Below are 22846 nucleotides of genomic sequence, written 5' to 3'. Positions count from 1 at the left end.
CATAGAAAAAATATTCGACTAATGATTTTTTTTCTCGACAAAATACCATTTTTAACAAAAAAAGGGATTTTAATTAGTCGTTAACCAATTAAATCCCTTTTATAAATCTATAAAAAGCAAATAATTACATATTCCTTCTATACTGCCCACCAACTTCAAACAACGCCGCAGTAATCTGACCTAAAGAACAAACTTTTGTAGCTTCCATTAAATAATCGAATAAGTTTTCGTTTTTAATTGCTGCTTCTTGTAACTGGCTTAAATGCTCGTTTACTTTTGCTTCGTGGAAATTATGCAGGTTGTCCAGCATGGTAATCTGGTATTGTTTTTCTTCTTCTGTGGCACGAATTACCTCAGCCGGAATTACAGTTGGTGATCCTTTTGAACTCAAGAAAGTATTTACACCCACAATTGGGAAATCTCCGTTGTGTTTTAAGGTTTCGTAATACAAACTTTCTTCCTGAATTTTAGAACGCTGGTACATCGTTTCCATTGCACCTAGAACGCCTCCTCTTTCAGTAATTCGGTCGAATTCTTGTAAAACGGCTTCTTCTACTAAATCGGTTAATTCTTCGATAATGAACGAACCTTGAATTGGGTTTTCGTTTTTCGCTAAACCTAATTCTTTATTAATAATCAACTGAATCGCCATCGCACGACGTACCGATTCTTCTGTTGGCGTTGTAATGGCTTCGTCGTAAGCATTGGTGTGCAATGAATTACAGTTATCGTAAATCGCATACAAAGCTTGCAAAGTCGTTCTGATATCGTTGAAATCAATTTCCTGTGCGTGTAACGAACGTCCAGAAGTCTGAATATGATATTTCAACATTTGTGCTCTTTCGTTGGCTCCGTATTTCAATTTCATGGCTTTTGCCCAAATCTTACGCGCCACACGACCAATGACTGAATATTCTGGATCTACTCCGTTGGAGAAGAAGAACGATAAGTTTGGCCCAAAATCGTTGATGTTCATGCCACGGCTCAAATAATATTCCACGTAAGTGAAACCATTTGAAAGCGTAAACGCCAATTGCGTAATTGGGTTTGCTCCCGCCTCAGCAATATGATATCCTGAAATCGAAACCGAATAGAAATTACGAACGTTTTTAGTAATAAAATATTCCTGAACATCTCCCATTAATCGCAACGCAAATTCAGTTGAGAAAATACAAGTATTCTGCGCCTGATCTTCTTTTAAAATATCGGCCTGAACCGTTCCACGAACTTGAGCTAAGGTTTTTACTTTTATTTCGTTATAAACCTCCAAAGGCAAAACCTGATCTCCCGTAACACCCAAAAGCGTTAATCCCAAACCGTTGTTTCCTGTTGGAAGTTCGCCTTGATATTTCGGTCTTTCGATTTCTTTTTCTTTATATAATTTGTTGATTTTTGCTTCAACTTCTTTTTCTAAACCATTTTCTTTAATGTAAATCTCACATTGCTGATCGATTGCCGCATTCATAAAGAAACCTAAAAGCATTGGCGCAGGTCCGTTGATCGTCATACTTACCGAAGTCAAAGCATGAACCAAATCGAAACCTGAATATAATTTTTTGGCATCATCCAAACAGCAGATTGAAACTCCCGCATTTCCAATTTTTCCGTAAATATCCGGACGCAAATCTGGATCGTTTCCGTACAAAGTCACACTATCAAAAGCCGTAGAAAGACGTTTTGCAGGCATTCCCGCACTTACATAATGAAAACGTTTGTTGGTTCTTTCTGGTCCGCCCTCGCCCGCAAACATCCTCGACGGATCTTCTCCTTCACGTTTAAACGGATACAATCCAGAAGCGAAAGGAAATTCTCCAGGAACATTTTCCTGTAAATTCCAACGCAAAATATCGCCCCAACCTTCATATTTAGGCAAAGCAATTTTTGGAATTTGCAAATGCGATAAACTTTCAGAATGTGTTGCGATTTTAATTTCTTTATCACGAACCTTAAAACTGTAAACTGGATTTTTGTATTTCGCTACTTTATCAGCCCAATTCAGGATAATTTCCCAATTGTACGGATCTAAATCCATTTTTACTTTATCAAATTGATTTAGTAATAGGTTTAAGAAGATTCTGTTTTCGTCGTGTTCTGCGATTCCGCTTGGTAAAACGGTTGAATCTTCGATTCCTGCTTTTGTAATTTGAGGAATTTTTCCAGAAACAGATTCTATCGTTTTGAAAATTCCGTATAATTTTTGAGCTACTTTTTGCTGTGCAATTGCCGTTTCATCATAAGTTCTATTATTCTCGGCAATTTCAGATAAATAACGTGTTCTTCCTGGCGGAATCACGAATATTTTCTCGCTCATTTCTTTAGTGATTTCAAAAGTCGATTTCAAGTCAGAATTCGTCTTTTCTGATACTTTATCCATAATCGCTTTATAAAGCGTATTCATTCCCGGATCGTTAAACTGCGAAGCAATAGTTCCGAAAACGGGCATTTCATCAGGATTTTTATCCCAAAGATTATGATTGCGCTGGTATTGTTTTTTTACATCGCGTAATGCATCAAGCGCGCCACGTTTATCAAATTTGTTTAAAGCTACTAAATCGGCAAAATCAAGCATGTCGATTTTCTCCAATTGCGTTGCCGCTCCAAATTCTGGTGTCATTACATATAAAGAAACGTCTGAATGATCCATAATTTCGGTATCAGACTGTCCGATTCCTGAAGTTTCCAAAATAATCAAATCGTATTTTGCGGCTTTCAAAACCTGAATCGCTTCGGCTACATATTTAGATAAAGCCAAATTCGACTGACGCGTCGCCAGCGAACGCATATAAACTCTTGGATTATTAATCGCATTCATACGGATTCTGTCTCCTAAAAGCGCTCCTCCCGTTTTTCTTTTTGAAGGATCAACAGAAACCAATCCGATTGTTTTTTCTGGAAAATCAATTAAAAAACGGCGAACTAATTCATCTACCAAAGAAGATTTTCCTGCACCACCCGTTCCTGTAATTCCTAAAACTGGAATTTTAGAAGTTGAATTTATTTCGTGAATTTTATCAAAAGCCGATTTTGCTATTTCTGGGAAATTCTCTGCTGCCGAAATCAAACGTGCAATTGCCGTTGGAACTTTATTTTCGATGTGATCAATTTCTCCGTTCAATTTATCTCCAATAGGAAAATCGGCTCTTTGAACCAAATCATTAATCATTCCTTGAAGTCCTAAAGAACGACCGTCGTCTGGAGAATAAATTCTGGTAATACCATATTCGTGTAATTCTTCGATTTCGCTTGGCAGAATTACTCCACCTCCGCCGCCGAAGATTTTAATGTGGCCTGCTCCTTTTTCGCGAAGCAAATCATACATATATTTAAAGTATTCGTTGTGCCCGCCTTGATAAGAAGTCATCGCAATAGCGTTTGCATCTTCTTGAATGGCGGTGTTTACCACTTCTTCAACACTTCTGTCGTGCCCTAAGTGAATCACCTCAACTCCCGTTGACTGAATAATACGACGCATAATGTTAATGGCAGCGTCATGTCCGTCAAAAAGCGAAGCAGCAGTAACAATTCTTACTTTATTTTTAGGAATATATGGTATTTGTTGTTCCATTTTATGAATATGATAATTTTACGGAGGCAATTTACAAATTATTTTAATATTTGATCGTTACCATAGCTTTATGTTAAAAAAAAAATATAACGTTTTCGGAATCCAAGGGTAACAAATTTTCTAACTAGCTGATTTATATTATATAAACCTACTATGTGGCAATTTTGAAAAATCTAATTTAAATAAAACAACTCATTCTCAACAACCTAAAGTAATTTTACAATGTAGAAACGACCCCAAATTTTTACCCAAAAAACTTTAAATCTAAGTATAACGTAAAAATTAAATGAAAATGAAAACTTTAACTCCACTAAGCTTAATTATAGCTATTAGCTTTAGTTTGGTTTCTTTCAATAAATATGAAGATAAAAAAACTAAAGAAAACAAAAATTTAAATGACACCTATAAAACTGTTAACAACAATGAGTCAGATGCTAACAGTGAAATTTCAAATGACTTCTTTAAAAGATATTCTGATTTAAAAAAATACAAATCTGATGTAATGTCCTTATACAAAACCAGATCTCTTGGAACCATTTGGTTCGACGAAGGTGAAATTAGCGAATTCGGTTCTGTATTGTATGAAAAAGCAAAGAAAACAAATGATTTAATTATTCCTTACCAAAAAGAAATTGATCAATTATTTAGTTCGTCATCAGACAAAAGCACGCTGTCTCAAACAGATGCAGATATGCTTTTAAGTTCTTTGTATGTAGTGTACACTAAAAAAAGTAATGCAGACAAGAAAAGAATTGCTTATGATGCCATGCTAAAAGATTTCTTAAACTACAGCACCTTAGAAGAAACCAGCACTGTTGCTGATGCTGATGTAAAAGTAGAATACGATCAATATTACAAATTGCAAGATGTTCTAAAAAAATACAAAAGATTAGAAAAATCTAGCAAATGGAAACCAATTGTTCCAGCAGAAGTTCCATACAAAGAGTTGCGACCAGATGCGGTTTCTAGTACGATTGCACAAGTGAGAACTCGTTTGTATTTATATGGAGATTTAAAAAGTGATTCTAAAAGCGATGTTTATGATCGTGAATTAATGGATGCCGTAATGAAATACAAAGTTCGTAACGGATTCAAACCAAACTATATTTTGGCCGAAGAACATATCAACGAAATGAATATTCCGCTGGAAAATAAAGTAGCGACTTTGAAGCTTAATATGGAAAGATGCCGTGCGATTGCTGCTCAAATTGCGGCTAGCGACGAGTATGTTCTGGTAAATGTTCCATCTTATGAAATGGTTTACGTTAAAAACGGAAAAGTACAATTGACCTCTCCTGTTTTTGTTGGCGCACCTCTAACAAAAACGACCATTTTTAATGGAGAAATTGATAGAATCGTTTTCAGTCCGTATTGGACGGTACCACAAAGTATTGTACAGAATGAGTTAAAATCTAAAATTGCTGCAGATCCTAATTATCTAGCTGAGAAAAACATGGAAATTGTAAATGGCCAGGTTAGACAAAAACCAGGACCTGATAACTCTTTAGGTTTGGTAAAATTTATGTTTCCGAACTCAGAAGACATTTATATGCACGATACTCCGTCTAAAACGCTGTTTGATTTTGAGAAAAGAACTTTCAGCCATGGATGTATCAACTTAAAAATGGCTAAAGAATTAGCCGTAGCAATGTTACAAGATTATCCTGAATGGACTCCGGCAAAAATCGATAAAGCTATGGCTGGTAAAACAGAAAATAGTTTTAAGTTGACTAAAAAAGTACCAATCTATATTACTTATTTTACTTCATTGGTAAATGAAAATGGTGAAATTGGTTTCTTTCAAGATGTTTATGAAAAAGATGCTGAATTAACCAATACAGAAACATCGGTTACTGTGAATTAATTCTATTTAAAATTAATATTAAAATCGGAGACTCAATTCGTTGGGTTTCCGATTTTTTTTTGCCCGTAAAAAAAATCTTAATTTATTGTTTTTAAAACTTTTAGGTCTAAAAACATTTTCAATTGCTCCCGAAATTTGCCTCATATTAATACCACAAATTTTATTAATCATGAAAACTGAAAATATTGAAGGATTAACACTTTTTGAAATTAATCTATTGATACAACAAGGAGGAAGATTTATAATGTTTCCTAATATAATGTCTAAGCTTAAAAGCATTTATTTTGTTCGTCCTGAAGAAAAAACATCCAAATATGTTTTAAAACATTTCATCAAAAATTTATCTCAAGGTTGGCGTAGCTTTCCTTTGAGACCATTTTATATTTCAAAATCTTTATTCTATATGGCAATAGGTGGTAAAGATTATACGCAAAATATATTGGCCGATTTAAATCAAATCAATCCAATTTATAACCCAAATTTATATTGCTTGGAATACGTTTAAGCCTTTTTTGTCCCAAACATAATTTAAAGCAAAGAGCAATTCAACCTACAACTTTTACAAACAAATTGCTTTTTGCTTTTTATCACATTAGTAAAGTCTTAAAAACTTTCCCTAAAATCATCTCATAAAATTAAAAACATAATTTTTATGTATTTTAGCTTTGTTAAATAACGTTTGACTTCCAACTCGGCTTATGCATAAATATTCTTTTATATTGTTTTTAATTTTCTTCATCTCATGCAACAAAATTGAAACACAACAAACTTTAAAAAAGGAAGATTTGGCTTTTATAAAAAGCCTGCATCTACTTGATAAAGATGAAATAATCCACAAATTTTATAGTCAAAACACTAAAAGAACTGCCGGTAATTTTTTTACAAACAAAAGAATTGCCTCGTATTGGATCGATAAAAGAAACCCCAAAAGAAATGAAATCTATTTTGCTTTTTATCATGATATTATAAAAATTGATACTATTCATTTTGTAGGCGCAACTTATTGTCCTTATACGACTATTACCAAAAAAGACAAAAGCATTTTTAACGTTTATGTTGATGGCGAAAAATCGGAAATAAAATCTTTTTTTAAGGATTTACTTTTTCAATGGAAAAACAGCGTAAAAAATGACTAAAATACATTTTTAGCTCTTCCTTCTATTCTGTTTTTAAACAATTACAACTTCTGTTATTTATCCAACAAAATCTTTCTTCTCCCTTAATAAAATTGTGGCTTTGTTTTTGAATAAGTAGTATTTTTGAAACTTAAATAAAACTCCATAATGAAAAAGATTATCTTATTAGCCCTTGCCTTTTCTCTAACTTCTTGTGCACAAGTACAACAAACTTTAAATCAGCTGCCACAAATTGCATCTCAGCTTCCTGCGGGCAATGTTGATATCGCTTCTGGTTTAAAAGAAGCCTTGAATAAAGGAATTACACAACAAGTAAGCAAATTAACTGCTGTAGATGGGTTTTATAAAAATGAAGCTGTAAAAATCTTAATGCCAGAAGAATTGCAAAAAGTAGACGCCACTTTAAGAAAAGTGGGATTAAGCTCTCTTGCAGACGAGGGAATTAAAATGCTAAATCGTGCTGCAGAAGATGCTGTAAAAGAAGCAACTCCAATTTTTGTTACTGCTGTTAAAAATATGTCGTTTACTGATGCAAAAAATATTCTGTTAGGAAATGACAGCGCTGCAACTACTTACTTACAAGGAAGCACAACAACAGCCTTGTACGGAAAATTCAATCCTGTAATTAAAAGTTCTTTTGAAAAAGTGGGTGCCGATGTAGTCTGGAAAAATATTATCACAAAATACAATACCATTCCATTAGTCAAAAAAGTAAATCCTGATTTAACTGATTATACTACGACTCAAGCTTTGTCTGGAGTTTTCAAAATGATTGCTGTGGAAGAAAAAGAAATTAGAAACAATATTTCTGCTAGAACAACGCCTTTGTTAAAAAGTGTTTTTGCTCTACAAGACGGAAAATAATCTTTTGAATTTAAAGAACAGCTGTAAATACAGAAGGTTTTACAGCTTCTTTCATACGGTTAAACAAAATTACGATTAAGCATTTAAACAAAAATGAACTGATTCAACCAAAAACAGAAACCAATGCAAAAAATAACCATACTCATCCACTGTAAAGATCAAAAAAATATTATTGCCTCTGTCACTACTTTTATTGCTAAAGTAGGTGGAAATATTACATACATCGATCAGCATGTTGATGTAGAACAAAATGTATTTTTTATGCGTTTGGAATGTGAGTTTACTCAGACTCAAATTACAATTGAAAGTTTTAAAGAAGATTTTGATCAGACACTTGCCTCTAAATTCGATATGTCTTGGGACTTATACAGTCAGGAACAAAAACCAAAAATGGCCTTGTTTGTTTCTAAATATGACCATTGCCTTTTTGATATTTTAGGGCGTTATAGTGCAGATGAATTGAATGTTGAGATTCCGGTAATCATTAGTAATCACAACGATTTAAGAGCTATTGCAGAGCGTTTTGATATTCCGTTTCACTATGTTCCTTTTACAAAAGACAACAAAGAAGAAGGAGAAGCAAAACAGATCGAACTTTTAAAAAGATACGGAATCAATTTTATCGTTCTAGCTCGTTACATGCAAATTATCACACCAAAATTAATCGAGCTTTACGAAAACAGGATTATCAATATTCATCATTCGTTTTTACCTGCTTTTCCAGGTGCAAAACCATATCATTCAGCATTTAAACGCGGTGTAAAAATTATTGGAGCAACAAGTCATTATGTTACCGAAGAATTAGACGAAGGTCCGATTATCGAACAAGATATTGCACGAGTTTCCCACATTCATTCTGTTGAAGATTTTATTATGAAAGGACGCGATCTGGAACGTATTGTTTTAGCAAGAGCAATAAAATTACATTCCGAAAGAAAAACTATGGTTTACAGTAATAAAACTGTGGTTTTTTCTTAAAAGGTGCTAAGATGCTGAGATACTAAGATACTAAGATTCTAAGTTTCCCAGGTTTGAACATAAGGTAAGTTCCGAAGGAACAAATGATATTGTAGAGCTGGACTTCAGTCCAGTTTATGAGAATCAATTTATTTATAAAAACAGTAAACCCGACAGATTTTAAAAAACTGTCGGGTTTATTTTTAGATAAAGTTCAAAAAACTTAGAAGCTTAGCATCTCAGAACCTTTCCAATTATCTCGCTTTAATAGCTAATCTAGGATCATCAAAATTATTCACTTCATCCATTGTCATTCCTAATGCATTGGCAACACCTTCTCCGTAAGCAGGATCTGCTTGATAGCAGTTTCTGATGTGACGAACCTGAATGAATTTCTGCGCCCCTCCTACTTGTCCAGCAGTATTTTTGAACAAAAGTTGTTTTTTCTCTGGTGTCAATAAATTGAACAAAAGTCCAGGTTGGGTAAAATAATCACTATCGTCTTCTCTAAAATTGTGCGCATAAGCATCACCATAAATTGCCAATGGTGGTTCTTTATGTTCTGGTTGCTCCTGCCATTCACCAAAACTATTTGGTTCGTAGTGTTTTCTTCCTCCGTAGTTACCATCTACACGCATCGCTCCATCTCTATGGAAACTGTTGTAAGGGCATCTTGAAGAGTTTACCGGAATTTGATAATTGTTTACACCTAAGCGATAACGATGTGCATCTCCATAAGAGAACAAACGCCCTTGAAGCATTTTATCTGGAGAGAAACCAATTCCAGGAACAACATGCGCAGGATTAAACGCTGCTTGCTCTACTTCTGCAAAATAGTTTTCAGGATTTTTATTTAATTCGAATTCTCCAACCGGAATTAATGGGAAATCACCTTTTAACCAAACTTTCGTTAAATCGAACGGATGGAAACGGTATGTTTTTGCTTGTTCTTCTGACATAATTTGAACAAACATTTTCCATTTTGGAAAATTTCCTTCTTCAATAGCATCAAATAAATCTCTTTGATGACTTTCTCTGTCTCTTCCTACCAATGAAGCCGCTTCTTCATCAGAAAGGTTTTCAATTCCTTGTTGAGAAACTAAATGGAATTTTACCCAGTGTCTTTCGTTTTGTGCATTAATAAAACTAAAAGTATGGCTTCCAAAACCATGCATTTCTCTGTACGATCTCGGGATTCCTCTGTCACTCATTACAATTGTAACTTGATGCAATGCCTCTGGCAATAATGTCCAAAAATCCCAATTGTTATCAGCACTTCTTAAATTGGTTTTTGGATCACGTTTTACAGCATGGTTCAAGTCAGGAAATTTCATCGGATCACGGAAAAAGAAAACCGGAGTATTATTTCCTACCAAGTCCCAATTTCCTTCATTCGTATAAAATTTCATGGCAAAACCACGAATGTCTCTTTCGGCATCAGCAGCACCTCTTTCTCCTGCAACAGTTGAAAAACGTACAAACATTTCCGTTTTCTTACCAATTTCCGAAAACAAATCGGCTTTTGAATATTTGGTAATATCATGCGTTACTGTAAAAGTTCCGTACGCACCAGAACCTTTAGCATGCATTCTTCGCTCCGGAATAACTTCACGGTCAAAATGCGCCATCTTCTCTAAAAACCAAAAATCTTGTAATAAAACGGGTCCACGAGGGCCAGCTGTTTGAATGTTTTGATTGTCTGGAACTGGAGTTCCTGTAGCAGTTGTTAATTTTTTCTTTTCTTCCATTTTGCTGATTTTTAATGTTTTACCAAATATACAAACTTATCTTTAGCATATTCATAAACAAAATTGATTGTTATTATATTTTAATAATCAAAAATTATTTAACGCTGTAGAATGCTCAAAACATTAAATTACTAAATCTTAACTTATGACCAACAAAGTAATAACAAAACCTTAACAGCATAACGTCGATTTATGTCTGACCTTTGTAATGTAATAAACTGGTTATTTATTATTTTGGTTTTGGTTAGTTAAATGATGCCGGCGTCTTCGAGATGCCGGCATTCTTTTTTTCTACTAAATTGGTTTGATTTGTTTCACGTTTCAGGTTTCACGTTGCTTTACTTTGAACATAATTTAACCGCAAAGCACGCTAAGATTTTTTACCAAGCTTTATGAATATAAACGCAAAGTTCGCAAAGCTTTGTGTAAAAAACTTTGCGAACTTTGCGGTTAATATTAGTAAACAACTTGAAACCTGAAACTTGAAACAAAAAAAACAATTGTAAAATTGGAATTTTAAAATATTGGAATTTTTTAAATTTAGACATTAACTTATATCCAACAAAGTAATAACAAGACATTAACATCATAATATCGATTTATGTCTGACCTTTGTAATGTAATAAACTGGTTATTTATTATTTTGGTTTTGGTTAGTTAAATAAATGCCGGCGTCTTCGAGATGCCGGCATTCTTTTTTTTCTAGTAAATTGGTTTGATTTCTTTCAAGTTTCACGTTTCAGGTTTCAAGTTTCACGTTGCTTTACTTTGAACATAATTTAACCGCAAAGCACGCTAGATTTTTTTGCCAAGCTTTATGAATATAAACGCAAAGTTCGCAAAGCTTTGTGTAAAAAACTTTGCGGTTATCTTTGCGCCTTTGCGGTTAATTAACGTTCCAAAAACTTGAAACCTGAAACTTGAAACAAAACTAATTCTTCAACCTTTCGTGAAGTAATTTAAAATAAGAGAACGCTTTTAACAATCTGCTTCCGTGCCAAGAGAACATTTCGCCGTCTACAAAAACGGTTTTGGCGTGATGCGTAAATCTTCCTATTTCGAAAGCATCTTCTTCTTTAAAAGGATAGGGTTCTGAAGAAAGAAAAACCAAATCCGGATCGCCTTCTAAACGCATTTTCTTTAATTCGATTTCAGGATAACGGCCTTTGTCTTCGTATATATTTTTGAAATGATTCAGTTTTAGTAATTCATTTATATAGGTATCATTTCCGGCAACCATATAAGGATCTTTCCAAATAAAATAAGCTGCTTTTTTCTCTTTGATATCTTTTATATAATTTTTGAAATCGCTCAAGGCGAATACCAATTTGTTATTCCATTTTTGGGCTTCTGTTCTATAATTGAACAATTGTCCGAAATCTGAAATCATTTGAAAATTGTCTTCAATAGCAACAATATTTGTTACCCAAACCGGGCATATTGTTCTTAATTGCTCTACTATTTCCTGAGTATTTTCTTCTTTATTGCAAATAATAATATCCGGTTCAAGGAGTTTTATTTTTTCGAAGTGAATTTTCTTTGTTCCGCCAACAATCTTTTTGGTCGATTTAAAATGAAACGGATGCACACAGAACTTCGTAATTCCAATTATTTCTTCTTCTAAACCTAAATCATATAATAATTCGGTTTGCGAAGGAACAAGGGAAATAATACGTTTTGGAGTAGTTTCGAAAGAGTGAATTGTTCCTATTTGATCCGTTAATTGTTTCATGTTTCAAGTCTTTTTTGTTTCAAGTTTATTGGAGTGTATTAAACCGCAAAGTTCGCAAGGATTTTTCGCAGGGTTCGCAAAGAAAAATAACTTTGCGTTCATAGCGTAAACCTTTGCGAACATTGCGTTTAAAAATATGTTCAAAGTATATCAACCTGAAACTTTAAACCTGAAACTTCAAATCAATAATCTCTTCCATTTCCTTTTGCACCTTCAAAGCTTCTTCTCTCGCTTTTTCAGCAAAATCAGTTCCTTTTGAAGCATAGATAATAGCTCTTGCAGAGTTTACTAAAAGTCCAACTTTATCATTCATTCCGTATTTACAAACTTCAGATAAACTTCCGCCTTGAGCGCCGATTCCAGGAACCAACAAGAAACTATCCGGAACAATTTTTCTAATTTCTGTAAAATATTCTGCTTTTGTGGCACCAACAACGTACATTAGGTTTTCGCTGTTTTTCCAAGTTTTAGAAGTTTCTAGAACTTGTTTGTACAATTCCTTTCCACCAGCATTTAAAGTCTGGAAATCGAAAGCGCCTTCATTAGATGTTAAGGCCAACATGATGGTATGTTTATTTTCAAAAGCTAAAAAAGGCTCCACAGAATCTTTTCCCATATAGGGAGCAACGGTTACACTGTCAAAATTCAAATCTTCGAAAAATGCTTTTGCGTACATACTAGAAGTATTTCCGATATCTCCTCGTTTTGCATCGGCAATGGTAAAAATTTCAGGATAATTTTCGTTGATGTAATTGATTGTTTTTTGAAGAGACATCCAGCCTTTAATTCCATATGCCTCAAAAAAAGCGGTGTTTGGTTTGTAACCAACCGTCAAATCATGTGTTGCATCAATTATTGCCTTATTAAATTCGAAAATTGGATCTTCTGTTTCTAATAAATGTTGTGGCATTTTGTCCAAATCTGGATCTAAGCCTACGCATAAAAATGATTTTTTTTGAAGAATTTGTTCGTGTAATTGTTGTGTTGTCATATTGTGTTTTGCTTGTGCGGCAAAATTACGAATATAATTGTGAATTGTAAATGGTTAATTGTAAATGATAAATGGTTATTGGAAGCATCTAATTTTGTAATTATCTAATTGCCAAGTTTTCCAATTATCTAATGAACATTGAATTCCTGTAACATACCTCCAAAATTGTGTAAAGAAAAACAAGATCCTCCCCTATATCTTTGGAAAAACACATAAAAAGACCATCATGAGCCCAAATATCGGAATTACACCTGCAAATCTTAAAAAGAGTGCTTCAATACTTGGCACAATCTTATCTAATGAAATGACATTATATGTAAAAACCAGAAAATTTCACTGGAATATTTCAGGAAACAGTTTCATGGAATTACATAAATTATTTGAAGAGCAATATAGAATTCTAGAAGCACAAATCGACGAAGTTGCAGAACGCATCAATCAATTGGGAGAAAAAACGATTGGAACCATGAAGGAGTTTATCGAAAATTCTACTTTGAAGGAATCTCCAAAAGAATATGCTTCTCAAAAGCACATGTTGTCTGAACTTCTTGAAAACCATGAACAATTGGTTACCGAATTTAGAAGCTATATTCCGATTTTTGAAGAAGAAACCAAAGATGTCGGTTCTGCTGATTTTGTTACAGGTTTACTTCAAGAACACGAAAAGATGGCTTGGATCCTGAGAAGATATCAGGTATAAAAATGAAAATTATACAACAGTCGCTAAAATAAATGTAACAAGAACCTGATTTATAAATCGGAATTTTACATTAGTAATAACAACAAACAGAAAACGTCATGAATACTACAGAGATAAAAGGAAACTGGAATGAGTTAAAAGGAAAATTGAAGCAAAAATATGCTGAAATAACAGATGACGACTTGATGTTTGCCGAAGGAAAAGAAGACGAAATGTACGGAAGACTTCAGCAAAAATTAGGAAAGACTAAAGAAGAATTTCATAAAATCTTGTCTGATTTGTAAATCCTTACGACTCAATCAGGAAATACCGTCTAGTAAATTTAAGTATTAGACGGTATTTTTTTGAGGGTTCAATTTTAAAAAAACACATTCTTCTAACAATTCTACGCTATATAAAAGCGGTAACCAAAAATAAAATAAGTATCTTTAACCAAATTTCTATAAAATGAAACTATTTATAAAGTTCGACATTAACACGATTTGCTCCCAATATCTAAAATTAAATTTAGAGCAAAACAATGTGAATTTTACAACGCTAGGTTTTGGCGAAATCGAAATTGAAGACAATTTTGATGCTGAAGCACTTGAAAATTTAAAAAACAAATTGACCCCTTGTGGCTTTGAAGTTGTTGAAAATCAAAAAAGTGTATTAGTCCAAAAAATAAAAGACGCCATTATTGAGCTTGTGTTTATGGACGACAGTAATAATTATAAAAGTTCGGTGTTTTTAGCTGAAAAGCTAAATCACAGTTATGGATATTTGTCTAATGTTTTCTCAGAAGTAACATACTCTTCTATAGAAAACTTTATTATTTTGCAGAAAATCGAAAGAGCGAAACAGTTAATAATTATTAACGAAATGAGTTTGACCGAAATTGCTTTTTTACTAAATTACTCTAGTGTTGCCCATTTGAGTACACAGTTTAAAAACACAACCGGAATTACGCCATCTGCTTTTCAGCGAATTATTAAGAAACGAAGAGAAAATTTAAAATAAAACCCAAATACCACGATCAAAATGCAGAAAAACGCATTACACATTTTACTTGCCGATGATGATGAAGATGACCGTCTTTTCTTTAAAGATGCCTTTGAAGAAATAAAAATACAAACAAACGTAAGTTTTGTTCATGACGGGATGCAATTGATGGATCATCTACACAATACAGACAATAAGCTTCCGGATATTTTGTTTCTGGATTTGAACATGCCTAAAAAAACAGGTAAGGAATGTTTAATTGAAATCAAAAAAACGGATCGTCTAAGAGATATAATCATTGCCATTTACTCTACTTCTTCTTCTGAAGAAGACATTGAAGATACCTTTATCCAGGGTGCTAATATTTACATCAAAAAGCCAAGCGATTTCAATACGCTTAAAAAAATTATTAATGAAGTCGTGACCGTAAACTGGCACTATCATACCTCAGGGTTAAACCGTGATAATTTCTTGCTTCGACTAAAATAAGAGTACCAATGAAATGGATACCAAATTTTAATTCTTCAAACTCTTTGAGAGTTATTTTTGTAATCGCAGTTTTCATTCTGTTATTTCTGTCTTCAATTGCTTACAAACATAATCAGGATTTGAATGAATCAAGCAAACTGGTTATGCATACCTACGAAATAAACATTCAGCTCGAACGCTTAATGTCGGCTATAAAAGATGCAGAAACGGGCCAGCGAGGTTATATCATTACTCGCAATGCCCGTTTTTTAACTCCTTATATCTACTCTAGAGACAAGGTAAATACGTCTTTTATAACTTTAAAAAAATTGACTGGCGATAATCCGCAGCAGCAGGAAAATCTTCAAAATCTGTTCAAACTCATTACACTTCGATTTGTTTCTTTCGAAAACTGTCTAAAATACAGTGATCCAAAAACATATGACAAAAGAAAACTAGACAATCATATGTTTGGCGGACGAATCTTAATGGAAAACATTCGTTTCAAGGTAGACGAAATGAACGATATTGAAAAGACTTACCTCAAAACAAGACTTAAAATTTATGATGCGGAGATTTCTTTAAGTCCGCTTTTTTCGATTTCATTATTTCTAGTTGCGTTAAGTTTTATTTTATTGGCTTACAGACAAATTAGTCGTGATTTTGAACGCTTGAAAATTTTCAATAAAAGACTATTAATCTCCAGCGGCCTAATTGCTGAATCTGAAAGCATCGGAAATTTCAGCACTTGGCAATGGGATTTGGATGCCGATAAAATTGATTATTCTGAAAACCAATTTCGATTGTTGGGTTTTGAGCCTAATTCTTTTGTTCCAAGCAAAGAAACCCTTTTGAAGTTCGTACATCCTGATGATAAAGAATCGGTTGCAAAATCTATTGATGGAATTATCGAAAACAAGCAAGTTCCATTTATTTATTATAAAATTATTAGACCCGATTTTGAAGTGCGTTATTTCAAGACAACTGGAAAATTGGTAACCGATCAACAAGGAAGCAAAATTTTACTGGGAATTAATTTTGACATTACAGACGAACATTTACTAAATATTGAACTTCAGGAACGAAATAAGGAACTTGAAAAAAGTAATAAGGAATTAGCCTCTTTCAACCACGTAGCAAGTCACGATTTACAAGAACCTTTGAGAAAAATCCAGACTTTTATCTCCAGGGTTTCTGATGCAGATAAAGAAGTCATGTCTGAAAGTGGAAAAAATTATATTACCAAAATTGAAAGTTCTGCCAAAAGAATGCGAGTATTAATTGATGATCTTCTTTTGTTCTCGCGAACGAATACCACCAAAAAGGAATTCATTAAAATGAATCTTAATGAACTTTTGGACAATGCAGAATCGGAACTGGCAGAAGCTATAGAAGAAAAGAAAGCTTCCATTGTAAGAAACAGCAAGCTTCCGAAGTTATCGGTAATTCCGTATCAGATCGAACAACTGTTTATCAATTTAATTGGAAATTCATTAAAATACAGCCGTCCAGATGTCGAGCCTCAAATTTCGATTACAAGCGAAAAAGTAAGTGCCTGTGATTATCCTGAAATTGTAGATCAATCGGTAAAGAAATTTCATAAAATAACTTTTACAGATAACGGAATGGGATTTGACCCACAATTCAAAGAGACTATATTTGTTCTTTTTCAACGTCTTCATTCCAAAACAGATTATCCCGGAACCGGAATTGGTTTAGCCATTTGCAAAAAAATTGTCGAAAACCATAAAGGTCATATTATTGCCGACAGTACTTTGGGCAAAGGCTCAGTATTTACGGTGTTTCTACCCGATTAAACTTCACTTAAAAAAACACATAAAAAACGTTATATAAAGCCTCTATGGGAATTATATAACGTTTCTTTTTTATGCTGTAAAGTAAATTCTTGCATTCGTTAGCATCTTTGTAATGTAATACTTGAGGAAGTAAATAATGAAAACAATTCGCCCATTAAAGGTCACGTTTTTTAAAGTCTTTTTCTTATTGGCAATCGTATTATGCAACACGTTTTGCAAACGAGTAAATCCAATAGAAAATTCTTTAAAGACACAATCTTTTGCAAAAAATGAAAGAGAAGAAACAGAAGTTTATTTTTTTACAAGAGCGGCGAATTTAAGTAAATCCATTATTTCCAAAAGTCAAATTGCAAAACAAAAAAGTTCAGATGTTATCATACAGCAATTGAGTCAACGAATAGAATTCAAAGAAAACCAATTGTTGGAAGAAATAACGAGAATGGCCACTTTAAAGCTCATAGTAATTACTGAAATCAACGCCACGCACAAAAGAGACCTGTACAACCTCTCAGACGCAAAAGGAAATGAATTTGACGATATTTATTTAGACGCCACGAAAGAAGCTTTGAACAACCAAATCGAATTATTTGAATCGATTTCTAGAGAAACTAACGATAAAAGAATCCTGGAATTGATCTTACGATACCTGCCTGAACAATACAAGCTTTTAAGGGAAACCGAGAGAGTGAAAAAACAAAATGTATAAACGCCTATTATCTATCTATTAACTAAATTTTTAACTATGAAATTACAAGCCAATTTTTTATGCGCCTTAACACTTTTTTTATCAGCTTCATTTGGAATGCTGCACGCTCAGGACACTAATGTAAATACCGAATTCGGTGTAAAAGGAGGATTCAACATGTCGAACTTATACGGAAGTGGAGATGATGTAGATGACAACAATATTTTGTACGGTTTTAATGCCGGGGTTTACGCTACACTTCCAATTTCAGATTTCGTAGCCATTCAGCCAGAGGTTTTGTTCACTACAAAAGGAGCAGAATTTGAATACAATAATGCCTTTGCAAGTGGAAACACAAAATTTAAACTGAATTACATTGAAGTTCCTTTACTAGTTAGAGTAAATGTTACGAAGAACTTTAATATTCACGCGGGTGGATATGCATCGTACCTAGTAAGCTCTAAAATAACAGGAGACGGAGCTTTCGATTTTGATCAGGAAATCGACAGAGATGATCTTGCAAAATTTGATGCGGGTATCGCTGCAGGTGTTGGAGTTGATTTTGACCCAATCAGTATCGGTGTACGTTACAACTACGGTTTAACAACTGTTGGAAAAGAAAGAACTGTTGGAGGAACAACCTATACGATTCCTGACGCAAAAAATAGCAACTTAACATTATACCTTTCGTATAAGTTGAACTAAAAAGAAAGAATTAATTATTAACCAGTAAAATAAAAGCCATGTCAAATTTATTATATACAATCGCAGTGATTCTGGTAATACTTTGGGCTTTAGGGTTCTTTGTTTACAGTTTCGGAAGCATTATCCACATACTGTTAGTTATTGCCATTATTGCCATATTACTTCGACTTATTAAAGGTCGAGAAATTTAAAAATCACAATTATTAAATCAACAAATTATTAATATTAATCACTAAATCAATTATTATGAAAGCAAGTAGCACAATTTTAGGAATTTTAGGAGCCGCAGCGGCGGGAGCATTTATAGGAGTATTGTTTGCACCAGACAAAGGATCAAACACAAGAAAAAAAATCAAAGATAAATCGAAAGATTACAGCGATAACATTAAAACGAAATTTGATAATGTTGTAAACACAATCACTTCAAACGGTAAAGAAATTATCGAAGAAGGAAAATCTAAACTAAACCAAGTTAAAGAAGATTACAACACTCTTAAAGACGACGTTAAAACAGTAAAATCAAACTATTAATCGTAGGTATTAATTAGTAAAATTTTCAAACCATAAAACCGTATATCATGGAACCAAATGCAACAACAAACGAAGATCTAAATCTTTACGAAAAAGCTGAAAACTACGCAAAAACAAGTTTAGAATTATTAAAACTGAAAACAGTATGTTCAGTGGCTGATGGTGTTTCATCATTGGCATCAAAGATTGCAATCGGCATTGTTGTTGCATTTTTTACCTTATTTCTAAATATCGGAATCAGTTTATGGGTTGGTCAGCAACTTGGAGAATATTATTATGGTTTCTTTATAATGGCATTGTTTTATTTACTTGTTGCTATTATTGTGGTAAAATCACACCATAAAATCATAAAAACACCTATTGGTAATTCTCTTATATCTAGTATTTTAAAAGAAACTAAATAACTAAGATTTAATTTATTAATATCAAAAAAACTACCCTATGGAAGCTATATATACTATTGATCAATTAAATCAAAAAATTAAGGAATTAGAAGTTCGTCAAGATAACGAATGGTGCGCCATCAAAGATCATGTTGACGAAATTAAAGAAAATCTAAAGCCTATTAATCTGATTCGAAATACGGTCGAAGAAATCAACGAAACGGTTGGTTTTAAAAGCCATCTGGCACAATCTGCCATTAGTATCGGAATTGGTTATATCGCAAAACGATTTATTGTTGGAAAAGGCGATTCGATGTTCAAAGGCATCTTAGGATCTATCGTTCAACTTATCGTTACCAATCTGGTTTCTAAACCACAAAACGAATCTTCTCACGATGATTCCGAAGAAGAAGAATCATCTCAATATTAAACGTCTAAAGAGTAATTTGTCAAACTTAAAATAAGTATTATGGAAAAGTTAAGCGAAATAGTATTAAAAAATGGTGTATACGTTTACTCTAATCTATATAAATGTTTTGAATATACGAGAGTATTTCTAGGTATCTAACTTTCATTATACGTTTTTGGGGAAACGGTTAATGAAGATAAGACCTTCACTATATTTCACAAAAAAAGCAGAATATACCTTTGGTATGGTTCTGCTTTTTTTTTAGGGACAAAGTTACAGAGGGACAAAGGGACAAAGTTTTTTTTAGATTCTTCGAATCTTTTTCAATTTTAAATTTTAAAGAAAAAAGCTTTATTTACTTTCAGTAAATAAAGCTTTTTTACATATTGGGATTCACGCATTCAAAAACCTTTGTACCTCTGTCCCTCTGTCCCTCTGTTCCTCTGTCTCTTTGTCCCTCTCCTAATTATAATTTTGATAAATCGGAATTTTCAAACCTGCGTAGATATTACAGCCTTTTGAAGTATTCGAAAACAAATTAGTAAAAAGAGTTCCTGAACCGATAAATAATGGGCCAGCTCTGAAGCCCGCTCCTATTTGTGTTCCGCTGTATTGCATGTAAGTAACAGGAACGTAGAAACTGAATTGTCTGGTTTCGTATCTAGGCGTAAAAGTTACCGAATTTGCAATAGCTGTTCCGTTTACTTTCTTTGCATCTACCAAACTGAAATCGGTGCTTAAATTCAAGTAAAATTTCTGATTGATGTTCCAGTCAAAATTGGTATGTACAGCCGTTGGAAGATTGGCCTGGATTCCTTTTCTTGACGACACTTTCGTGTAATATGAATTGAAGAATTCGAAGATATTATCTGCATCTTTAATATCTTCTTGTGTTACTCTTCCATTTAAATTATACGTGTTTTCTACCACATTTTTATAATTCAGTTTTCCGATGTCTGTAATAGAAGCCGCAGCTTTAAATTTATAACGGTTTCCGATGCAAGTGTGGCAGTTGGTACGATATTCATACGTAAAACCTAAATCAACACCAACACCGGCAGAACCCGCATCAAATTTCGGATCTTCGCCATTATCGTAATCATAACTAGCCGCAGTGCGCAAAGTTCCAGTTGAATAATATTCGCTCAATTCCGGATTTACATTATTTCTATTGAAAACTACTGAAATATCATTTCCGGTAAGATATCCGTTTACTCCCGCCATTAAGTATTTTACGGTGATACCTCCTTTAACAAAATGATCGTCGCGATCTAATAAAACCGTTGCATAACTTGCTCCGATCTCTGCCCATGAATTGGTAACACCATTCGGGTTTCCGCCCTGAATCATAAAGCTGCTCGAGAAATCAGTGTCTTTGTTCACCTCATCTACAAGTTGTCCGTTTACATCGACAATATTAGTCACACTTCTTACACGCGTAAAAAGCGCCACACTGTGCACAGGCGTAATATTCAACATTACAGAAGGTCCTAAAATATCTACATTGAAATTCCCTCTGTTGTTCGATTTAATGTTTTTGTTGGCTTCTGTTTCAAAATCGTAACCACCATCAAAAATACTGGCAAAATTAACGCCGTACAAATCGTTTTGTCCTGTTCCACTTGCAGAAAAAAGCGTCACATCGGCTCTGTACTTCGAATCTACAATCACAGACGGATTAAACAAAGCCGACTGGATTCCGGCATAATTGTCATCTCTAAATCCAAAATAAGATTGCGATCGCGCATAAAAAAAGCTTCCAAAGAAGCAAAGTAAAAGTAAAGTTTTCTTCATAGATTAATTTTATTGGTTGGTATAGCCCTTTTTGGGTTTTAAAGGCATGCAAATATGCGTTAAAAAAAACCAAAAAAAAACTTAACGAATTATGAATTCGTTAAGTTTTTTTTTGAAAGATACAAAGGTACAGAGGGACAAAGGGACAAAGGTTTCTTTACTTTGTCTATATTTATTTAAATGTGCAAAGACTTTCTTACGTTACTTTTTTAGATACAAAAGACGAAGATTTATTTCTAATGTGATACAAACAAAAAAGCCGAACAAAAGTTCGGCTTTTTTATTTTTTTAAGACAAAGTAAAGAAACCTTTGTCACTTTGTTACTTTGTCCGTTTGAACCTACGTAGAATTAGTACACCTCCGAAGCTTCTTTCAATTTCTCCATATTATTCACCAACTGAAGCTCGGCAACAATTTTCTGAATATCACCATTCATGATGTTTCCTAAATCGTAAAGTGTTAAACCAACTCTGTGATCGGTTACACGACCTTGAGCGTAGTTGTACGTACGAATTTTAGCCGAACGGTCACCAGAACTAACTTGTGAACTACGTTTAGAAGCATCTTCTTCTTGTTTTTTCGCCAATTCCATTTCGTACAAACGAGAACGTAATACGATTAAGGCTTTGTCTTTATTTTTATGCTGCGATTTCTGATCCTGACATTGCGCCACCAATCCAGTTGGAATGTGCGTTAAACGTACAGCCGATTTCGTAGTATTTACCGATTGTCCACCAGGTCCAGACGAACAGAAGAAATCTACACGAACTTCGTTCATATCGATTTGAACATCAAACTCTTCTGCTTCTGGTAAAACCATAACCGTTGCAGCCGATGTATGCACACGACCTTGCGTTTCTGTTTGCGGAACACGTTGTACACGGTGAACACCCGCTTCAAACTTCAACGTTCCGTATACATCTTCTCCCGAAACCTCAAAAATAACCTCTTTGAAACCTCCAGAAGTTCCTTCGTTCATATCTACAACAGACGTTCTCCAACCTTGCGATTCGCAATATTTGGTATACATTCTGAATAAGTCACCTGCAAAAATACTCGCTTCGTCTCCACCCGTTCCCGCGCGAATCTCCACCATTACGTTTTTAGCATCTTCAGGATCTTTAGGAATCAACATAAATTTGATTTCCTCCTCCAGTTGCGGCAAACGTTCTTTTGCTTCATCCAATTGCATTTTAGCCATTTCCACCATATCTGCATCGCTTCCGTCTGCAATAATTTCGTTGGCCTCGTCAATATTGGCTAAAACAAGAATGTATTCTTCTCTCTTATCAACCAGCGCTTTAATACTTTTGTATTCCTGGTTAAGCTGCACATAACGTTTCTGATCTGCAATAACATCCGGCTGAATAATCAAATCCGAAATCTCATCAAAACGCTGCTTTACATATTGAAGTCTATCTAACATTTTCTTTTTCCTTTATTTGGACTGCAAAATTACAAAAATTTTGTGGAAAATTCTATAATTGATTTTTTGTGTTTTTTGAGGAGGAAATT

General features: G+C 33.8%; 22 protein-coding genes. 16 read left to right on the top strand and 6 right to left on the bottom strand.

Features of this window, described 5'->3' with window-relative positions; genetic code table 11:
- Positions 1-124: 124 nt before the first annotated feature.
- Positions 125-3565, bottom strand: a complete 3441-nt coding sequence (locus K6T82_RS07085; protein ID WP_223705237.1) for a methylmalonyl-CoA mutase family protein — start codon at positions 3563-3565, stop codon at positions 125-127.
- A 292-nt stretch (positions 3566-3857) separates the two neighbouring features.
- Here K6T82_RS07085 and K6T82_RS07080 point away from each other — a divergent pair, with 292 nt between their 5' ends.
- The 5 genes from K6T82_RS07080 to purU all read left to right on the top strand — a co-directional run bounded on the left by K6T82_RS07080 (position 3858) and on the right by purU (position 8407).
- The gene (locus K6T82_RS07080; RefSeq protein WP_223705236.1) at positions 3858-5429 is read left to right on the top strand and encodes a L,D-transpeptidase family protein; all 1572 of its coding nucleotides are present in this window, start codon (positions 3858-3860) and stop codon (positions 5427-5429) included.
- A gap of 169 nt (positions 5430-5598) precedes the next feature.
- Complete coding sequence (locus K6T82_RS07075; RefSeq protein WP_223705235.1) at positions 5599-5934, top strand: hypothetical protein; 336 nt, start codon at positions 5599-5601, stop codon at positions 5932-5934.
- 280 nt (positions 5935-6214) lie between these two features.
- Entirely contained in the window at positions 6215-6565 is a 351-nt protein-coding gene (locus K6T82_RS07070; protein ID WP_223705234.1) for a hypothetical protein, read from the top strand.
- A gap of 147 nt (positions 6566-6712) precedes the next feature.
- The gene (locus K6T82_RS07065; RefSeq protein WP_223705233.1) at positions 6713-7429 is read left to right on the top strand and encodes a DUF4197 domain-containing protein; all 717 of its coding nucleotides are present in this window, start codon (positions 6713-6715) and stop codon (positions 7427-7429) included.
- 123 nt (positions 7430-7552) lie between these two features.
- Positions 7553-8407 carry a formyltetrahydrofolate deformylase gene (gene purU / locus K6T82_RS07060; RefSeq protein WP_223705232.1) on the top strand — a complete coding sequence of 285 codons (855 nt, stop codon included), beginning with the start codon at positions 7553-7555 and terminating at the stop codon, positions 8405-8407.
- A gap of 233 nt (positions 8408-8640) precedes the next feature.
- Here the strand turns inward: purU and K6T82_RS07055 are convergent, their stop codons facing one another.
- From K6T82_RS07055 to pyrF, 3 genes are all read right to left on the bottom strand, one after another.
- A complete protein-coding gene (locus tag K6T82_RS07055; protein WP_223705231.1) occupies positions 8641-10134 on the bottom strand; it encodes a catalase in 1494 nt (497 codons plus the stop codon).
- Positions 10135-11065: 931 nt separating this feature from the next.
- Positions 11066-11866: an ABC transporter substrate-binding protein gene (locus K6T82_RS07050; protein ID WP_223705230.1), complete on the bottom strand. Its 801-nt coding sequence runs from the start codon at positions 11864-11866 to the stop codon at positions 11066-11068.
- 163 nt (positions 11867-12029) lie between these two features.
- Positions 12030-12857: an orotidine-5'-phosphate decarboxylase gene (gene pyrF / locus K6T82_RS07045; protein ID WP_223705229.1), complete on the bottom strand. Its 828-nt coding sequence runs from the start codon at positions 12855-12857 to the stop codon at positions 12030-12032.
- Between the two features lie 226 nt (positions 12858-13083).
- Here pyrF and K6T82_RS07040 point away from each other — a divergent pair, with 226 nt between their 5' ends.
- The 11 genes from K6T82_RS07040 to K6T82_RS06990 all read left to right on the top strand — a co-directional run bounded on the left by K6T82_RS07040 (position 13084) and on the right by K6T82_RS06990 (position 19557).
- On the top strand, positions 13084-13557 hold the full coding sequence (locus tag K6T82_RS07040) for a Dps family protein (RefSeq protein ID WP_223705228.1): 474 nt from the start codon (positions 13084-13086) through the stop codon (positions 13555-13557).
- A gap of 98 nt (positions 13558-13655) precedes the next feature.
- Complete coding sequence (locus K6T82_RS07035; protein ID WP_223705227.1) at positions 13656-13841, top strand: CsbD family protein; 186 nt, start codon at positions 13656-13658, stop codon at positions 13839-13841.
- 163 nt (positions 13842-14004) lie between these two features.
- Positions 14005-14556, top strand: coding sequence for a helix-turn-helix domain-containing protein (locus K6T82_RS07030; RefSeq protein ID WP_223705226.1), 552 nt, complete (start codon positions 14005-14007; stop codon positions 14554-14556).
- 21 nt (positions 14557-14577) lie between these two features.
- Positions 14578-15027 carry a response regulator gene (locus tag K6T82_RS07025; protein ID WP_223705225.1) on the top strand — a complete coding sequence of 150 codons (450 nt, stop codon included), beginning with the start codon at positions 14578-14580 and terminating at the stop codon, positions 15025-15027.
- 8 nt (positions 15028-15035) lie between these two features.
- Positions 15036-16823 (top strand): CHASE3 domain-containing protein, encoded by a 1788-nt coding sequence (locus K6T82_RS07020; RefSeq protein ID WP_223705224.1) that lies wholly within the window; start codon positions 15036-15038, stop codon positions 16821-16823.
- 136 nt (positions 16824-16959) lie between these two features.
- Positions 16960-17529: a DUF4142 domain-containing protein gene (locus tag K6T82_RS07015; RefSeq protein ID WP_223705223.1), complete on the top strand. Its 570-nt coding sequence runs from the start codon at positions 16960-16962 to the stop codon at positions 17527-17529.
- A 36-nt stretch (positions 17530-17565) separates the two neighbouring features.
- Positions 17566-18213, top strand: coding sequence for a porin family protein (locus K6T82_RS07010; RefSeq protein ID WP_223705222.1), 648 nt, complete (start codon positions 17566-17568; stop codon positions 18211-18213).
- Positions 18214-18251: 38 nt separating this feature from the next.
- The gene (locus K6T82_RS07005) at positions 18252-18404 is read left to right on the top strand and encodes a lmo0937 family membrane protein (RefSeq protein ID WP_143102046.1); all 153 of its coding nucleotides are present in this window, start codon (positions 18252-18254) and stop codon (positions 18402-18404) included.
- Between the two features lie 55 nt (positions 18405-18459).
- Positions 18460-18744 carry a YtxH domain-containing protein gene (locus tag K6T82_RS07000; RefSeq protein ID WP_223705221.1) on the top strand — a complete coding sequence of 95 codons (285 nt, stop codon included), beginning with the start codon at positions 18460-18462 and terminating at the stop codon, positions 18742-18744.
- A 47-nt stretch (positions 18745-18791) separates the two neighbouring features.
- On the top strand, positions 18792-19148 hold the full coding sequence (locus tag K6T82_RS06995; RefSeq protein ID WP_223705220.1) for a hypothetical protein: 357 nt from the start codon (positions 18792-18794) through the stop codon (positions 19146-19148).
- Between the two features lie 37 nt (positions 19149-19185).
- A complete protein-coding gene (locus K6T82_RS06990) occupies positions 19186-19557 on the top strand; it encodes a hypothetical protein (protein WP_223705219.1) in 372 nt (123 codons plus the stop codon).
- A gap of 441 nt (positions 19558-19998) precedes the next feature.
- On the opposite strand, the gene K6T82_RS06985 is transcribed toward K6T82_RS06990, so the two are convergent.
- Both K6T82_RS06985 and prfA read right to left on the bottom strand, forming a co-directional pair.
- Positions 19999-21330, bottom strand: a complete 1332-nt coding sequence (locus K6T82_RS06985) for a DUF5723 family protein (RefSeq protein WP_223705218.1) — start codon at positions 21328-21330, stop codon at positions 19999-20001.
- 350 nt (positions 21331-21680) lie between these two features.
- Positions 21681-22757 carry a peptide chain release factor 1 gene (gene prfA, locus K6T82_RS06980; protein ID WP_223705217.1) on the bottom strand — a complete coding sequence of 359 codons (1077 nt, stop codon included), beginning with the start codon at positions 22755-22757 and terminating at the stop codon, positions 21681-21683.
- Between the last annotated feature and the right edge of the window lie 89 nt (positions 22758-22846).

This window comes from Flavobacterium potami (genome assembly GCF_020026915.1).
GTDB classification, from domain to species: domain Bacteria; phylum Bacteroidota; class Bacteroidia; order Flavobacteriales; family Flavobacteriaceae; genus Flavobacterium; species Flavobacterium potami.
Note: the sequence above shows the minus strand (reverse complement) of the source record. Positions and strands in the feature narration are given on the sequence as shown.

Excerpts from the sequence above, each read along its gene's own strand:
- K6T82_RS07085 (WP_223705237.1), bottom strand. The coding sequence starts at position 3,565 with ATGGAACAACAAATACCATATATTCCTAAAAATAAAGTAAGAATTGTT.
- K6T82_RS07080 (WP_223705236.1), top strand. The coding sequence starts at position 3,858 with ATGAAAACTTTAACTCCACTAAGCTTAATTATAGCTATTAGCTTTAGT.
- K6T82_RS07075 (WP_223705235.1), top strand. The coding sequence starts at position 5,599 with ATGAAAACTGAAAATATTGAAGGATTAACACTTTTTGAAATTAATCTA.
- K6T82_RS07065 (WP_223705233.1), top strand. The coding sequence starts at position 6,713 with ATGAAAAAGATTATCTTATTAGCCCTTGCCTTTTCTCTAACTTCTTGT.
- purU (WP_223705232.1), top strand. The coding sequence starts at position 7,553 with ATGCAAAAAATAACCATACTCATCCACTGTAAAGATCAAAAAAATATT.
- K6T82_RS07055 (WP_223705231.1), bottom strand. The coding sequence starts at position 10,134 with ATGGAAGAAAAGAAAAAATTAACAACTGCTACAGGAACTCCAGTTCCA.
- K6T82_RS07050 (WP_223705230.1), bottom strand. The coding sequence starts at position 11,866 with ATGAAACAATTAACGGATCAAATAGGAACAATTCACTCTTTCGAAACT.
- pyrF (WP_223705229.1), bottom strand. The coding sequence starts at position 12,857 with ATGACAACACAACAATTACACGAACAAATTCTTCAAAAAAAATCATTT.
- K6T82_RS07040 (WP_223705228.1), top strand. The coding sequence starts at position 13,084 with ATGAGCCCAAATATCGGAATTACACCTGCAAATCTTAAAAAGAGTGCT.
- K6T82_RS07035 (WP_223705227.1), top strand. The coding sequence starts at position 13,656 with ATGAATACTACAGAGATAAAAGGAAACTGGAATGAGTTAAAAGGAAAA.
- K6T82_RS07030 (WP_223705226.1), top strand. The coding sequence starts at position 14,005 with ATGAAACTATTTATAAAGTTCGACATTAACACGATTTGCTCCCAATAT.
- K6T82_RS07025 (WP_223705225.1), top strand. The coding sequence starts at position 14,578 with ATGCAGAAAAACGCATTACACATTTTACTTGCCGATGATGATGAAGAT.
- K6T82_RS07020 (WP_223705224.1), top strand. The coding sequence starts at position 15,036 with ATGAAATGGATACCAAATTTTAATTCTTCAAACTCTTTGAGAGTTATT.
- K6T82_RS07015 (WP_223705223.1), top strand. The coding sequence starts at position 16,960 with ATGAAAACAATTCGCCCATTAAAGGTCACGTTTTTTAAAGTCTTTTTC.
- K6T82_RS07010 (WP_223705222.1), top strand. The coding sequence starts at position 17,566 with ATGAAATTACAAGCCAATTTTTTATGCGCCTTAACACTTTTTTTATCA.
- K6T82_RS07005 (WP_143102046.1), top strand. The coding sequence starts at position 18,252 with ATGTCAAATTTATTATATACAATCGCAGTGATTCTGGTAATACTTTGG.
- K6T82_RS07000 (WP_223705221.1), top strand. The coding sequence starts at position 18,460 with ATGAAAGCAAGTAGCACAATTTTAGGAATTTTAGGAGCCGCAGCGGCG.
- K6T82_RS06995 (WP_223705220.1), top strand. The coding sequence starts at position 18,792 with ATGGAACCAAATGCAACAACAAACGAAGATCTAAATCTTTACGAAAAA.
- K6T82_RS06990 (WP_223705219.1), top strand. The coding sequence starts at position 19,186 with ATGGAAGCTATATATACTATTGATCAATTAAATCAAAAAATTAAGGAA.
- K6T82_RS06985 (WP_223705218.1), bottom strand. The coding sequence starts at position 21,330 with ATGAAGAAAACTTTACTTTTACTTTGCTTCTTTGGAAGCTTTTTTTAT.
- prfA (WP_223705217.1), bottom strand. The coding sequence starts at position 22,757 with ATGTTAGATAGACTTCAATATGTAAAGCAGCGTTTTGATGAGATTTCG.